This window comes from Streptomyces sp. NPDC026673, from assembly GCF_040638135.1.
Lineage (GTDB): Bacteria > Actinomycetota > Actinomycetes > Streptomycetales > Streptomycetaceae > Actinacidiphila.
The window spans coordinates 72,340-86,811 of sequence record NZ_JBEZXR010000002.1 but is presented as its reverse complement, the minus strand read 5'-3'; the positions used below and the strand labels follow the sequence as shown (position 1 = coordinate 86,811).

Annotated in this window: 9 protein-coding genes; 6 read left to right on the top strand and 3 right to left on the bottom strand. The window is 69.5% G+C overall.

The window, feature by feature from the left end; genetic code table 11:
* Nucleotides 1–54 precede the first annotated feature (54 nt).
* Together AB0F62_RS01910 and AB0F62_RS01905 are read left to right on the top strand one after the other, a co-directional pair.
* Nucleotides 55–1,176, top strand: a complete 1,122-nt coding sequence (locus tag AB0F62_RS01910; RefSeq protein ID WP_361791018.1) for a peptidoglycan bridge formation glycyltransferase FemA/FemB family protein — start codon at nt 55–57, stop codon at nt 1,174–1,176.
* A gap of 51 nt (nt 1,177–1,227) precedes the next feature.
* Nucleotides 1,228–2,259 (top strand): alanine racemase, encoded by a 1,032-nt coding sequence (locus AB0F62_RS01905; protein WP_361791015.1) that lies wholly within the window; start codon nt 1,228–1,230, stop codon nt 2,257–2,259.
* Nucleotides 2,260–2,272: 13 nt separating this feature from the next.
* On the opposite strand, the gene AB0F62_RS01900 is transcribed toward AB0F62_RS01905, so the two are convergent.
* Nucleotides 2,273–3,832, bottom strand: coding sequence for a glycosyltransferase 87 family protein (locus tag AB0F62_RS01900; protein WP_361791012.1), 1,560 nt, complete (start codon nt 3,830–3,832; stop codon nt 2,273–2,275).
* 167 nt (nt 3,833–3,999) lie between these two features.
* Nucleotides 4,000–6,789, bottom strand: coding sequence for a transglycosylase domain-containing protein (locus tag AB0F62_RS01895; RefSeq protein WP_361791009.1), 2,790 nt, complete (start codon nt 6,787–6,789; stop codon nt 4,000–4,002).
* 348 nt (nt 6,790–7,137) lie between these two features.
* On the opposite strand from AB0F62_RS01895, the gene AB0F62_RS01890 reads away from it, so the two are divergent.
* The 3 genes from AB0F62_RS01890 (at nt 7,138) to AB0F62_RS01880 (ending at nt 10,283) form a co-directional block, all read left to right on the top strand.
* On the top strand, nt 7,138–7,788 hold the full coding sequence (locus tag AB0F62_RS01890) for a PadR family transcriptional regulator (RefSeq protein WP_361791006.1): 651 nt from the start codon (nt 7,138–7,140) through the stop codon (nt 7,786–7,788).
* Nucleotides 7,789–7,811: 23 nt separating this feature from the next.
* Nucleotides 7,812–8,894, top strand: a complete 1,083-nt coding sequence (locus AB0F62_RS01885; protein WP_361791003.1) for an inositol-3-phosphate synthase — start codon at nt 7,812–7,814, stop codon at nt 8,892–8,894.
* Between the two features lie 99 nt (nt 8,895–8,993).
* Entirely contained in the window at nt 8,994–10,283 is a 1,290-nt protein-coding gene (locus tag AB0F62_RS01880; RefSeq protein ID WP_361791000.1) for an MFS transporter, read from the top strand.
* Nucleotides 10,284–10,496: 213 nt separating this feature from the next.
* Here the strand turns inward: AB0F62_RS01880 and AB0F62_RS01875 are convergent, their stop codons facing one another.
* Entirely contained in the window at nt 10,497–11,912 is a 1,416-nt protein-coding gene (locus AB0F62_RS01875; protein ID WP_361790997.1) for a CCA tRNA nucleotidyltransferase, read from the bottom strand.
* 160 nt (nt 11,913–12,072) lie between these two features.
* On the opposite strand from AB0F62_RS01875, the gene AB0F62_RS01870 reads away from it, so the two are divergent.
* Nucleotides 12,073–14,466 carry a DUF6049 family protein gene (locus AB0F62_RS01870; RefSeq protein WP_361790994.1) on the top strand — a complete coding sequence of 798 codons (2,394 nt, stop codon included), beginning with the start codon at nt 12,073–12,075 and terminating at the stop codon, nt 14,464–14,466.
* Nucleotides 14,467–14,472: the final 6 nt, after the last annotated feature.

Sequence of the window (14,472 nt, the reverse complement as noted above, 5' to 3'; positions counted from 1 at the left end):
GGCGCAGTAATGCAGTCAGCAATGCCGTAGCCGCAGCGATGGGGAGCGCCCCGCATGAGCTTGACCCTGAGGACCATCAGTCGGGAACAGCACCTGGCGTACATCCAGAGCCTGCCCTCGGCAAGCCACTGCCAGGTTCCCGCCTGGGCGGACGTCAAGACCGAGTGGCGCTCGGAGAACCTGGGCTGGTTCGACGACAAGACCGGTGAGCTGGTCGGCGCCGGCCTGGTGCTCTACCGGCAGCTGCCCAAGGTGAAGCGCTACCTCGCGTACCTCCCCGAGGGCCCGGTCATCAACTGGTACGCGCCCAACCTGGAGGATTGGCTGCGCCCCATGCTGGCGCACCTGAAGCAGCAGGGCGCGTTCTCCGTGAAGATGGGCCCCCCGGTCGTCATCCGCCGCTGGGACGCCGCGGCCATCAAGAGCGGCATCGCCGACCCGGACGTCAAGCGACTGCGCGACGTCGAGGCGACGTTCATCGAGCCGCGCGCCTTCGAGGTGGCCGACCGGCTGCGCCGCATGGGCTGGCAGCAGGGCGAGGACGGCGGCGCCGGCTTCGGCGACGTGCAGCCCCGCTACGTCTTCCAGGTCCCCCTGGAGAACCGCAGCCTGGACGACGTCCAGAAGGGCTTCAACCAGCTGTGGCGGCGCAACATCAAGAAGGCCGAGAAGGCCGGCGTCGAGGTCGTCCAGGGCGGCTACGACGACCTTCCCGTCTGGCAGCAGCTGTACGAGGTGACCGCCGAGCGCGACCACTTCCGGCCGCGGCCCCTCTCCTACTTCCAGCGCATGTGGCAGGTCCTCAACTCCGAGGACCCCAACCGCATGCGGCTGTACTTCGCCACGCACGAGGGCGAGGCGGTCGCCGCCGCGACGATGCTCGTCGTCGGCCGGCACGTCTGGTACTCCTACGGGGCCTCGGCCAACCACAAGCGCGAGGTGCGGCCGAGCAACGCCATGCAGTGGCGGATGCTGCGCGACGCCTACGCGCTCGGCGCGAGCGTGTACGACCTGCGCGGCATCAGCGACTCGCTGGACGAGAGCGACCACCTCTTCGGCCTCATCCAGTTCAAGGTGGGCACCGGCGGCCAGGCTGCCGAATACTTGGGCGAGTGGGACTTCCCGCTCAACAAGCTGCTGCACAAGGCCCTCGACATCTACATGTCCCGTCGCTGACCCACGTGCCCGACTGATCGCAGACACCGCAGAAAGGTCCCCGTTCCGGCCATGGCGCTCACTCTGTACGTCGACACCGCGCGCTGGCGTGCGCACCAGCAGTCAGTGGCCGAGCAGTTCCCCGGGCTGATCCCGGTCTGCAAGGGCAACGGCTACGGCTTCGGCCACGAGCGCCTGGCCGAGGAGGCGATCCGGCTCGGCTCGGACATCCTCGCGGTGGGCACCACCTACGAGGCCGCCAGGATCAAGGACTGGTTCGGCGGGGACCTGCTGGTGCTGACCCCGTACCGGCTCGGCGAGGAGCCGGTGCCGCTGCCGGACCGCGCCATCCGGTCCGTGTCGTCCGTGGAGGGCGTGCGCGGTCTGGTCGGGGCCAGGGTCGTCATCGAGGTCATGAGCAGCATGAAGCGCCACGGGGTCAGCGAGGACGACCTGGCCAAGCTGCACTCGGCCATAGACGACGTCCGGCTGGAGGGCTTCGCCATCCACCTGCCGCTGGACCGCACCGACGGCTCCGACGCGGTGGAGGAGGTCTACCACTGGATGGAGCGGCTGCGCGCGGCCCGGCTGCCGCTGCACACCATGTTCGTCAGCCATCTGAAGGCCGGCGAGCTCACCCAGCTGCGCAGCCAGTTCCCGCAGACCCGCTTCCGCGCCCGGATCGGCACCCGGCTGTGGCTCGGCGACCACGACGCCACCGAGTACCGGGGCGCCGTCCTGGACGTCACCCGCATCGCCAAGGGCGAGCGCTTCGGCTACCGCCAGAACAAGGCCTCCGAGGACGGCCACCTGGTCGTCGTGGCGGGCGGTACGTCGCACGGGGTGGGCCTGGAGGCCCCCAAGGCCATGCACGGCGTCATGCCGCGCGCCAAGGGCGTCGCCAGGGCCGGTCTGGCCACCATCAACCGCAACCTGTCGCCCTTCGTCTGGGCGGGCAAGCAGCGCTGGTTCGCCGAGCCCCCGCACATGCAGGTGTCGATCCTCTTCCTGCCGGGCGATGTGGCGCCCCCGGCGGTCGGCGACGAGCTGGTCGCGCACCTGCGGCACACGACGACCACGTTCGACCGCGTCGTCGACCGCTGAGCCCGCTCCCGGTTCAGTGGGGCGGGGCCGGCGGTGCCGGGTCCCCGCCCCACTGCACCGGACGCGTCCGGCCCTCACCGGGGTCGTCACCCGGCCAGGTCCCGCCCTGGAGCGGCGCCGCGTGCCGCGGCTGGTGCGAGGACCGCCCCAGCACGAACACGTCCTCCGCGCCGTCCAGCACGCCGCCGGAGGGGTCGTCGGAGCCGTCCTGGCGGACGGGGTCGCGCTCGGGGAAGAGCGCGTCGCGGACGACGACCACGCACAGGTAGAGCGTTCCGATCAGATGCGCCGCGATGGCCAGGTGGTAGCCGTCCTGCGGCAGGCCCTTGCTGTTGCCGCCCGTCGTGTACGCCAGGTAGGACCAGATCCCCAGGAAGTACATGACCTCGGCGGCCTGCCAGATCAGGAAGTCCCGCCAGCGCGGCCGGGCGAGCGCCGCCAGTGGCACCAGCCACAGCACGTACTGCGGCGAGTAGACCTTGTTCGTCAGGATGAAGACGGCCACGACGAGGAAGGCGAGCTGCGCGAAGCGCGGACGCCGCGGCGCGTACAGGGCCAGCGCGGCGATCGCCGCCCACAGCAGCAGGACCAGCGCCTCGGCGTAGTAGTTCACCGCCTGGGGCTCGATGTTCCGGTGGGTCTGCTGGGAGATGATCAGCCAGATGGAGCCGTAGTCGACGCCCCGCTCCTGGCTGAACGTGTAGAACTTCGACCAGCCGTCCCAGGCGAGCAGCATCACCGGCAGGTTCACCACGAACCAGGCCGCCGCCGTACCGCCCACGGCCGCGCCCCAGGCCTTCAGTTTCCCGGCCCGCAGGCACAGCACGAACAGCGCGACGAGCAGGAACAACGGGTAGAGCTTGGCGGCCGTCGCCAGGCCGATCAGGATGCCCGCGGCCGCCGGTCGGCCGCGCGACCACAGCATCATCCCGGCCGCTGCCAGGGCGACCGCGAAGAGGTCCCAGTTGATGGTCGCGGTCAGCGCGAAGGCGGGCGCCAGCGCGACCAGCAGGGCGTCCCAGGGGCGGCGCCGGTTCGTCCGGGCGACGCAGACGGCGATGACGGCCGTGCAGACCAGCAGCATGCCGGCGTTGACCAGCCAGTAGATCTGCTCACGGTGCTGGATGGTGCCGCCGTGCGGGGTGAGCCAGGAGGCGACCTCCATGAAGAGCCCGGTCAGCACCGGGTACTCCAGGTAGCCCATGCCGCCCGACACCGTGTCCGGGATGCGGTCGAAGTACGGGACGAGGTCGTCCGCGAAGCCCCGGCCGTAGTACAGGTGCGGGATGTCGGAGTAGCACGCGTGGCTGTACTGGGTGTTCGCCCCGAAGAACCACCCGCTGTCGTAGCACGGCACCTTCTGCACCATGCCCAGTGCGAACATCCCGATCGCGACCAGCACGATCACGCGCAGGGGATTCCACCAGCCCCGCCGCCCCACGGCCGCGAACCGGCCGAGCGGGCCGCCGATGACCTCGCTGCCGGCCTTGGCGACCGGGTCCTCGTGGGTCGGGGGCACGACCGCCTCGGCCGCCGGGGCCTCGTGGTGGGGGTCTTCGCGCACGATCGTCATGGGCCACATCCTGCCCTACATCGCCGGGCGCGGGCCGTCGGATCCCCACGCCGCCTCCGCGCCCGTTTCCCCGCCCGCCGGAACGGCCGCGGCCGCGGAGGGCGTGGTGCCCTCCGCGGCCGCGGTTTCACTGTTCTGCCGGAATCCCTCCTCGGGACCCGGGGCGGTCAATTGCCAGTGCCTGCGAAGAGTCCACTGCCGCCGTTGTTGTTGCCGTTGCCTCCGCTGCCTCTGGTACTGCTGGAGGACACGGTGGGTGTCGGTGACCCGCTGGGGCCGCCGTCCGAGGACCCGCCGTTGTTGTTGCCGCCGCCGTTGTCCTGGCAGTCCCACTGCCAGGGCTTGCAGTCGCCGCTGTCCGTCGGGGTCGGCGTGATCTGCGACTGCGTGGCGGTCGGGGTCGGGTTGGTGGTCGCCGACTCCGTGGGGCTGGCCGTGACCGACGGGCTCGGGCTGGAGGCGCCGCCGCCGAAGACGACCTTGCCGATCGGTTCCGGCGTCGGGAACGTCAGGTTCGGCTTGCCCTTCATGGCGTCCGCCATGTAGTCGTGCCAGATCTCGGCCGGGAACGACGCACCGTGGATCTTGTCCTTGCCGTAGGTCCCGTACATCTCCAGGAACTTGCGGTCCTTGGCCTTCGCGTCGTCGTTGTAGCGGAACATCACGACGGACGTGGTGAGCTGCGGCGTGTAACCGACGAACCAGGCCGACTTGTTGCCGTCGGTGGTACCGGTCTTGCCGGCCACCTCGCGGCCCGGCAGCTTCGCCGAGGTACCCGTACCGCTCTGGACGACGGTCTTCAGCACGTCGGTGACGTTGTCGGCCACCGCCTGCTCGAAGGCCTCCTTGGGCTTGGACTTGTGCTGATAGACGGTCCCGGTCTGGTTGTCGACCTTCCGCACCGAGTACGGGTCGTTCTGCTTCCCGCGGTTGGCGAAGGTGGCGTAGGCGTCGGCCATCCGGATGGCGCTCGGTGTCGAGGTGCCGATGGAGAAGGTCGGGCTGTTGGTGGTCGCCAGGCTGCCCTCCAGGAGGCCCGCCTTGAGCGCCGCCTCCTTCACCTTGTCCGTGCCGACGTCCATGCCCAGCTGTACGAACGGCGAGTTCGCCGAGACCCGCATGGCCTCACGCAGTGTGATGTTGCCGTAGGAGTCGTTGTCGTCGTTGGTCTGGAGCCACGCGCCGTCCTTGTCCTGCCAGGGCCGGCCGTCGTAGTAATTGATCTTCAGCTTGTTCTTGCCGTTGTAGATGCTCTTCGGCGAGACGATCGTTCGGTCCTGCAGGCCGTCGGCTTCGGTCCAGTCCTTGTCCCGCTTGCCGTAGGTCATGCCCGCGGCGAGGACGAACGGCTTGAACGTCGAACCGACACCGGCGCCCGTCTCGTCGGCGTTGTTCGTGAAGTGCTCGGTCGCGTCCACGCCGCCGTAGATCGCGACGATCCTGCCGTCCTTCGGGTCCACCGAGGCGCCGCCGAACTGCACGTACTTGTCCACGTCGGGGCGGCGCTTGACGTTCTCGTTCTCCTTGCGGACCTGCTTCACCGCCTTCTCCAGCTGGCCCACCTTCTTCTTGTTGAAGGTGGTGTAGATGCGGTAGCCGCCGAGCTGGAGCTTCTCCTGGGTGATCTTGCCGTCGCTGTTGGCGATGGCGTACTTCTGGGCGAGGCCGACGAGGTAGCCGATCTGACCGCCGAGCTCCGCGTCGTTCTGCGGCTTCTCCGGCATGGGGAAGCCCTTGCTGATCCACTTGTCGTGGTCCGCCTTGGACATCCGGCCGTCGGTCAGCTCCTGGTCGAGGATCCACCTCCAGCGGTCCTTGGCCCGCTTGGTGTTGGCCTCGGGCGTCGCGGTGCTGTTGATGTCGGTGTTGCCGTGGGGGTCGTAGAGCGTGGCGCCCTTGAGCAGCGCGGCGAGGAAGGCGCACTCGCTCGGGTTCAGCTCGACCGCGTCCTTGCCGTAGTAGGAGCGCGCGGCGGCCTGCAGACCGTAGGAACGCCGGCCGTAGTAGGAGGAGTTCAGGTAGCCCGCCATGATCTTCTCTTTCTTGACCGTGGCACCCACCTTCACCGAGATGAACAGCTCCTTGAACTTACGGGTGACGGTCTGCGACTGGTCGCCGAGCCGGGCGTTCTTCACGTACTGCTGGGTGATGGTGGAGCCACCCTGCGTCTCGCCGCCCTTGGCCATGTTGACCAACGCGCGCGCGATGCCCATGGGGTCGACGCCCGAGTCCGTCTCGAAGGTCTTGTTCTCCGCGGACATGACGGCGTACCGCATCTCCTTGGGGATGTCCGCGTAGGCCAGGTTCTGGCGGTTGACCTCACCACCGGTCGCCACCATCTCCGTATCGTCGTCCCAGAAGTAGACGTTGTTCTGGGCCTTGGCGATGTCGCTCTCATTGGGCACGCCCACTATGGCGTAGCCCACGCCCGCGACGGCGATCAGGCTGCCGAAGAAGAACAGGCACAGCCCGGAGACGAGCTTCCACGACGGCATCCAGCGCTGCCAGCCGTCCTTCCCCCAACGGGGGTAGTCGATGACGCGCTTCTTGGGGGGCTGGCCCCCGCCACGGCCGCCGCCCGCGGCGGCCCTGCGGCGGCTGCCGCCCTTCTGTGAGGCCTGGGCGGCTCGACGCGCGGCCGCCCTCCCCTCGTACGGCGGCTCGCCCCCGCGGGACCGGCCTCCGGTGCTCGCGCGGCCCCCCGCGCCCATGCTCGCGCCCGCGCCCTGGCGGGGGGGCTGTCCCGCACCCTGGCGGGGGCCGTGACCCTGCCCGGCTCCGGCTCCGGCTCCGGTTCCTGCTCCGGCTCCGGTTCCGTGCGTGCCGTACGGCTGCGGCCTCGGCGGCCCAGCGGCCCGCCGGCCGCCGGGCGGCGGGGGCTGCTGCTGCGCGCCGCGCCGGGCGGCTGCCCGGCCGTCGCCGGGCGACTGCGGCGGCTTGCGACGGTGCTCGCTCATGAACAGCTACTCCTAGGACAGGCGGAATCGCCTGAAAGCGGCAGTTGGATTTCCGGTCCCCCCGGCGTGCGATGGCCGCACTGCACCAGGGACATTGACGCTCACTGACGCCACACGGTTCCCGGTGCTCTGCATGGCGAACAGAGTACGCACGGTCAAAAGAGGTTCTAGCCAGATGTTCATCACATACCGGGCGGTTGACGGTGGACGGATTTCGTGATGTGACGCCGGTCACCGTGAGCCGTCTTGCCGTAGTCGGGATCTCGTTCTATCGTCGCGATGTATCGAGCCGATACATCACGGCGAGATAAGAGGCGATGACGGCATGAACGAAGGGGAGACGAGGGCATGAGCAAGCGCTCCGGCATCCTCGAGTTCGCCGTCCTGGGCCTGCTGCGCGAATCCCCGATGCACGGCTATGAGCTGCGCAAGCGGCTCAACACCTCGCTCGGCGTGTTCCGCGCGTTCAGCTACGGCAGCCTCTACCCCTGCCTCAAGACACTGGTCGCTCAGGGATATCTGGTCGAGGAGACCGGCCCCGAGCCCGATCCGCTCGCCGCGCCGCTGGCCGGCCGACGAGCCAAGATCGTTTACCGGTTGACGGCAGCCGGCAAGGAGCACTTCGAAGAGCTCCTCGCCCACTCCGGCCCGGACGCGTGGGAGGACGAGCACTTCGCGGCTCGTTTCGCCTTCTTCGGCCAGACGTCCAGGGACGTACGGATGCGTGTTCTCGAGGGGCGGCGCAGCCGCCTCGAGGAACGCCTGGAGAAGATGCGCGCGTCTCTCGCGCGTACCCGTGAGCGGCTCGACGACTACACGCTCGAGCTGCAGCGGCACGGCATGGAGTCGGTGGAGCGAGAGGTCCGCTGGCTGAACGAGCTGATCGAGACCGAGCGGGCGGGGCGCGACAGGCAGCCCCGGACCGCTTCGTCCGCCGATGCCGAGCAGGACAACCAACAGGAAAACGGCGGACCCGGCACCGGCCGGGGACCCGCGTGACGATTACACAGGGAGCAACCGGAATGGGTTCGGTTCGCGTAGCCATCGTTGGCGTGGGCAACTGCGCCGCTTCGCTGGTGCAGGGTGTCGAGTACTACAAGGACGCCGACCCGGACAGCCGCGTGCCTGGTCTCATGCACGTGCAGTTCGGCGACTACCACGTGCGTGACGTCGAGTTCGTGGCGGCCTTCGACGTCGACGCGAAGAAGGTCGGCCTCGACCTCGCGGACGCCATCGGTGCCAGCGAGAACAACACCATCAAGATCTGCGACGTGCCGCAGAAGGGCGTGACCGTCCAGCGCGGCCACACCCTCGACGGTCTCGGCAAGTACTACCGCGAGACCATCGAGGAGTCCGCCGAGGCGCCGGTGGACGTGGTGCAGATCCTCAAGGACCGCCAGGTCGACGTGCTGGTCTGCTACCTGCCCGTGGGCTCGGAGGCCGCCGCCAAGTTCTACGCGCAGTGCGCGATCGACGCCAAGGTGGCCTTCGTCAACGCCCTCCCGGTCTTCATCGCGGGGACCAAGGAGTGGGCCGACAAGTTCACCGAGGCCGGCGTGCCGATCGTCGGTGACGACATCAAGTCGCAGGTCGGCGCGACCATCACGCACCGCGTGCTGACGAAGCTCTTCGAGGACCGCGGTGTCATCGTCGAGCGCACCATGCAGCTGAACGTCGGCGGCAACATGGACTTCAAGAACATGCTCGAGCGCGACCGCCTGGAGTCCAAGAAGATCTCCAAGACGCAGGCCGTCACCTCGCAGATCCCCGACCGCGAGCTGGGCGAGAAGAACGTCCACATCGGCCCGTCCGACTACGTGGCCTGGCTGGACGACCGCAAGTGGGCGTACGTCCGCCTCGAGGGCCGCGCCTTCGGCGACGTCCCGCTGAACCTGGAGTACAAGCTCGAGGTCTGGGACTCCCCGAACTCCGCGGGTGTCATCATCGACGCGGTGCGCGCGGCGAAGATCGCCAAGGACCGCGGCATCGGCGGCCCGATCCTGTCGGCGTCCTCGTACTTCATGAAGTCCCCGCCGGTCCAGTACTTCGACGACGAGGCCCGCGAGAACGTCGAGAAGTTCATCCGCGGCGAGGTCGACCGCTGAACAGCGGCTTAACCCCCGCCACCACTCGTCGTACGACGCGACCGATCAGGCCCCCGGGTATGGCACCCGGGGGCCTGTGCGTCATGTGAGGCTGTGCGCATGCCCGTTGTCCGTGATCTCCGTGTGCTGCTGCGCTTCCGGGACTTCCGGCGGCTGCTCGCGGTGCGGCTGCTGTCCCAGCTCTCCGACGGGGTCTTCCAAGTGGCGCTGGCGGCCTATGTGGTCTTCTCCCCGGAGAAGCAGACCTCGCCGGCCGCCATCGCCTCCGCGATGGCGGTCCTGCTGCTGCCGTACTCGCTCCTGGGGCCGTTCACGGGCGTTCTGCTGGACCGCTGGCGACGCCGGCAGGTTCTCCTCTACTGCAACCTGCTGCGGTCCGCGCTCTCCGTCGGCACCGCCGTGCTGATGCTGGCGCGGGTTCCCGACTGGCTCTTCTATCTCTCCGCCCTCTCGGTCACCGGCATCAACCGCTTCGTCCTCGCCGGACTGTCGGCCGCCCTTCCCCGTGTCGTCGACGGCAAGCGTCTGGTCATGGCGAACGCGCTGTCGCCGACGGCCGGCACGCTCGCGGCCACCGCGGGCGGCGGGGCGGCCTTCCTGGTCCATCTGGTGGTGGCCGAGGGCACCCGCTCCGATGCCCTGGTCGTGGTGCTCGGTGCCGTCCTCTATCTCTGTGCCGGGCTCGCCTCGCTGAGCATGGGGCGTGATCTGCTGGGACCCGACCCCTCCCGGATCCAGCCGCGGTTCGGCGAGGCGCTGCGCGGCACCTTCCGCGGGCTGGTGCACGGGCTGCGGCACCTGCGCCAACGGCCGCGTGCGGCACGTGCCATGGCCGCGATGACGGCGATGCGCTTCTGCTACGGCGGGCTCACGGTGACGGTGCTGATGCTCTGCCGCTACGCCTGGTCGGACTCCGACGGGCCCGACCACGGGACGGCGGACGGGCTGGCACTGCTCGGGCTCGCCGTCATCGTCTCGGGTGCGGGTTTCCTCGCGGCGGCCGTGGTCACCCCCTGGGCGACCGGGCGCTTCGGCACCTTCGGGTGGATCACCGTCTGCGCGGGATCCGCCGCCGTGCTGCTGCCCGGCCTGGGACTCCCCTTCGAGCCCGCGCCCGTACTGGCGGCGGCCTTCATGCTGGGGCTGGCCACCCAGGGCGCGAAGATCGCCACCGACACGGTGGTCCAGTCGTCGGTCGACGACGCCTACCGGGGGCGGGTGTTCTCGATCTACGACGTGCTGTTCAATGTCGCCTTCGTCGGCGCCGCGGCGGTCTGTGCTCTCGCCCTCCCCCCGGACGGCCGCTCCGCGGGACTGCTCCTCACGCTGGCGGCGGTCTACGCCGCCGTGGCCTTCGGCACCGCCAGAACCTCCCGCCGTTTCACGTGAAACACGAAGATCACCCCGCCTCCTCCTGTTTCACGTGAAACAGCCGCACCAAGAGGGTCGGCTACTCGACCCGCCAGAGGAAGCGGTGCGACTCCGCCGACCCGTCGGCCACCCTGCGATGGATTCGCCATGAAAGGTGAAGGGGCCGTGTTTCACGTGAAACACGACCCCTTCGACACGTCCGGTGACCCGGTGACCCTGCGGGCAGAACGCTCAGCCCTGCGCGGCCCACCATTCCTTGAGCGCGGTCACCGCGGCCTCCTCGCCCAGCGGCCCGTTCTCCAGCCGCAGCTCCAGCAGGTGGTTGTACGCCTTGCCGACCTGGGGCCCGGGGGCGATGCCCAGGATCTCCATGATCCGGTTGCCGTCCAGATCCGGGCGGATCGAGTCCAGCTCCTCCTGCTCCTTCAGCTGCTCGATCCGCTCCTCGAGCCCGTCATAGGTGCGCGACAGCGCCGCCGCCTTGCGCTTGTTGCGGGTCGTGCAATCGGAGCGGGTCAGCTTGTGCAGCCGGTCAAGGAGCGGTCCGGCGTCACGGACGTAGCGGCGGACGGCGGAGTCGGTCCACTCACCGGTCCCGTAGCCGTGGAAGCGCAGATGCAGCTCGACCAGCCGGGCGACGTCCTTGATGATCTCGTTGGGGTACTTGAGCTTGGTCAGCCGCCCCTTGGTCATCTTGGCGCCGACCACCTCGTGGTGGTGGAAGGAGACCCGCCCGTCGGACTCGAAGCGCCGGGTGCGCGGCTTGCCGATGTCGTGCAGCAGCGCCGCGAGCCGCAGCACCAGGTCCGGCCCGTCCGCCTCCAGCGCCATCGCCTGGTCCAGGACGGTCAGCGAGTGCTCGTAGACGTCCTTGTGGCGGTGGTGCTCATCCCGCTCCAGGCGCAGCGCCGGCAGCTCGGGGAGGACCCGGGCGGCCAGGCCCGTCTCGACGAGCAGGTGCAGACCCTTGCGCGGGTGGTCGGAGAGGAGCAGCTTGCTGAGCTCGTCCCGGATACGCTCCGCCGACACGATCTCGATGCGGTCGGCCATCTCCGTCATCGCGGTCACGACCTCGGGGGCCACCTCGAAATCGAGCTGGGCGGCGAAGCGCGCGGCGCGCATCATCCGCAGCGGATCGTCGGAGAAGGACTCCTCCGGAGTACCGGGCGTACGCAGCACCCGCTGGGCCAGGTCGCCCAGACCGCTGTAAGGGTCCACGAACTCCGCCGCGGGCAGGGCGACCGCCATCGCGTTGACGGTGAAGTCCCGGCGGACCAGGTCCTCCTCGATGGTCTCCCCGTAGGAGACCTCCGGCTTGCGGGAGGTACGGTCGTAGGCCTCGGAGCGGTAGGTCGTCACCTCGATCTGGAATCCGTCCTTGCGGCAGCCGACCGTGCCGAAGGCGATTCCCACCTCCCAGACCGCCTCCGCCCACCCACGGATGATCTTCAGTACCTGGTCGGGACGGGCGTCCGTCGTGAAGTCCAGGTCATTGCCGAGCCTGCCGAGCAGGGTGTCGCGGACCGAGCCGCCGACGAGGGCAAGCCGGAATCCGGCGTCCTGGAAGCGGCGACCGAGCTCCTCGGCCACCGGCGCGATCGCGGGCGCGGTCTTCAGGGTCTGGGGGGCGTTGTTGGCATTCGGCACAACAGAAAAGGGTACGTGCCCATGCGCCCCGCGGCGGACCGGTTTACCGGCGCCCGCGATCACCTCGGCGGGGTCCGCACCGCGGACTGTATCGATCTTGTGGCCCACTCACAGCACTTCGAGTCATCGAGCATCGTTACCATTCCAGGACGCACATCCGATGACGACGAGGGACGGCCAGCGCGTGGGCGAGGCGGCACAGCACCCCGGAGGAACTCCGGCCCGTTCGAGGCTGCGCCGGGCGACGGCGCTGTTCGTGGGCGCCACCCTGTTCACCGGCCTGATCCAGGCCCAGACGGCCCCCACCGCGTACGCGGCGGGCTCGGACGGCCGTGCCGTGGACGTCTCGGTGAACTCGCTGTCCCCCTCCGTCCCCGCCAAGGGCGACACCATCACGGTGACCGGCACGGTCACCAATAGGAGCAAGCACGCCGTCAGCGGCGCCCACGTCGGGGTGGAGATCGCTCCCGGGGGGCCCCTGGGCAGCCGCAGCGCCATCAGCGGCACCTCCCCCGATGCCGCCCACACCCTGGCCGACGGCAACGAGATCCCCGGGCACACCGCCTCCCTCGAGGACCTGCCGGCCGGGATCAGCCGCGGCTTCACGCTGAAGGTCCCGGTCAAGGCGCTGAACCTGGGTTCCGACGGCGTCTACCAGCTCGGGGTCTCCCTGACCGGCCAGACCCGGAACCGGGGCTACCAGGAGATCCTGGGGATCGAGCGGACCTTCCTCCCCTGGTACCGGGACGGGGACGCCAAGCCGACCCGCTACACCTTTCTGTGGCCGCTGATCGACCGCTCCCACCTCGCCGTGCGCAGCGAGAGCGACGACCAGCAGAGCCCGATCTTCCTCGACGACGACCTGGCCGAGGACCTGGCGCCCGGCGGCCGTCTGCAGCAGATGGTGTCGCTCGGGAAGGACCTGCCGGTCACCTGGGTCATCGACCCCGACCTGCTCGCCACGGTCGAAGCGATGACCCGTCGGTACCAGGTCGCGGGACCGGACGGTGATCTCGATCACACCACCGCGGGCACCGGCACCGACGACGCCAAGCGCTGGCTCAACAGCCTCAAGGAGGCCGTCGCCGGGGACGAGGTCGTCGCGCTGCCCTTCGCGGACCCCGACATCGCCTCGATCGCGCACCACGGCAAGAGCGTCCCTGGCACCCTGAACCAGCTCAAGACGGCCACGGAGCTCGCGACCACGACGGTCGAGACCGTCCTCAACGGCGTGGTCACCCCCGACACGGACGTCTCCTGGCCCGTGGACGGCGCCGTCGACCCCTCCATCGTCGACGTGGCCACCTCCGCCGGCGCCGACAAGGTCATCGTCCGCAGCGACAGCCTCGGCGACACCGGCCGCCTCACCTACACCCCGACCTCGGCGCGGCCCATCGGAGGCGGCACCACGGCGGTCGTCGCCGACGCCGGCCTCTCCCAGGCCTTCCAGGGCGACATGACGAAGGCCGGCACCGCGACCCTCGCGATCCAGAAGTACCTCGCGCAAACCCTCATGATCACGATGCAGTCGCCCGAGCGGCAGCGGAGCATCGTCGTGGCCCCGCAGCGCATGGCCAAGGCCTCCCAGGCCCAGGCCATGGCCCAGGCCATCACGGAGGTCGCCCGCAGCGGCTGGTCCGAGACCGCGGACTTCTCCGCCGCCGCCAAGGCCACCCCGGACCCCAAGGCCAACCGCAAGGTGCCGGGTGCCGGTTCCTACCCCAAGCGCCTGCGCAAGCAGGAGATGAGCACCGCGGCCTTCCAGCAGGTCCAGGCCACCCAGGTCAGGCTCGACGACTTCATGGCCCTGCTGAGCCAGCCCGACCGGGTGAGGACCCCCTTCGGGAACGCCCTGATGCGGTCCATGTCCACCGAGTGGCGCGGCATCCCCGGGGGCTCCGCCGACTACCGCGCGGCCGTCTCCACCTACCTGTCGGACCTGATGAGCCTGGTCTACCTGCTCCCGAAGCAAGGGACGCTCACATTGTCCGGCCGCAGCGGCACCATCCCGGTGACCGTGAAGAACGAGCTCGGCCAGACCGTGAAGGGTCTGGAGCTCCGCCTCACCTCCAGCCAGGGCAACAGCCTGAAGCCGGGCAAGTCGCAGCAGGTGACCGTCGAGGGCGGCCACACCCGCTCCCTGAAGTTCGAGGGCACCGCCGCCCGCAACGGCCTGAACACGGTCACGGCGCAGCTCTACACCGCGGACGAGGTCAAGTTCGGCGAGCCGATCACCTTCCAGGTGGATGTCACCTCCATCACATCCACGGTCATGCTGGTGATCGCCGCCGGACTGCTCCTGCTCGTGCTGGCCGGCGTCCGGATGTACCACCAGCGCAAGCGCCGCGCGGCCACCGAGGACGAGGGCGGCGACGCGGACGGAGACGCGGACCCGGCCGGGGACGGCGACACGGGCGAGGACGAGGACGACGCCGGAGAAGGCACCATGGGTGACCGGGACGGCGTCCGGGACGAGCAGCCGGGTGACCTGGCGCCGGACACCTCCCCGGAAAGTACGGACCCGTCCGGGACGGGTGAGAAGGTGGACCGATAGCCAGCG

Bases quoted from the DNA above. Each gene is read 5' to 3' on its own strand.
- AB0F62_RS01910 (WP_361791018.1), top strand. From the start codon at position 55: ATGAGCTTGACCCTGAGGACCATCAGTCGGGAACAGCACCTGGCGTAC.
- AB0F62_RS01905 (WP_361791015.1), top strand. From the start codon at position 1,228: ATGGCGCTCACTCTGTACGTCGACACCGCGCGCTGGCGTGCGCACCAG.
- AB0F62_RS01900 (WP_361791012.1), bottom strand. From the start codon at position 3,832: ATGACGATCGTGCGCGAAGACCCCCACCACGAGGCCCCGGCGGCCGAG.
- AB0F62_RS01895 (WP_361791009.1), bottom strand. From the start codon at position 6,789: ATGAGCGAGCACCGTCGCAAGCCGCCGCAGTCGCCCGGCGACGGCCGG.
- AB0F62_RS01890 (WP_361791006.1), top strand. From the start codon at position 7,138: ATGAGCAAGCGCTCCGGCATCCTCGAGTTCGCCGTCCTGGGCCTGCTG.
- AB0F62_RS01885 (WP_361791003.1), top strand. From the start codon at position 7,812: ATGGGTTCGGTTCGCGTAGCCATCGTTGGCGTGGGCAACTGCGCCGCT.
- AB0F62_RS01880 (WP_361791000.1), top strand. From the start codon at position 8,994: ATGCCCGTTGTCCGTGATCTCCGTGTGCTGCTGCGCTTCCGGGACTTC.
- AB0F62_RS01870 (WP_361790994.1), top strand. From the start codon at position 12,073: ATGACGACGAGGGACGGCCAGCGCGTGGGCGAGGCGGCACAGCACCCC.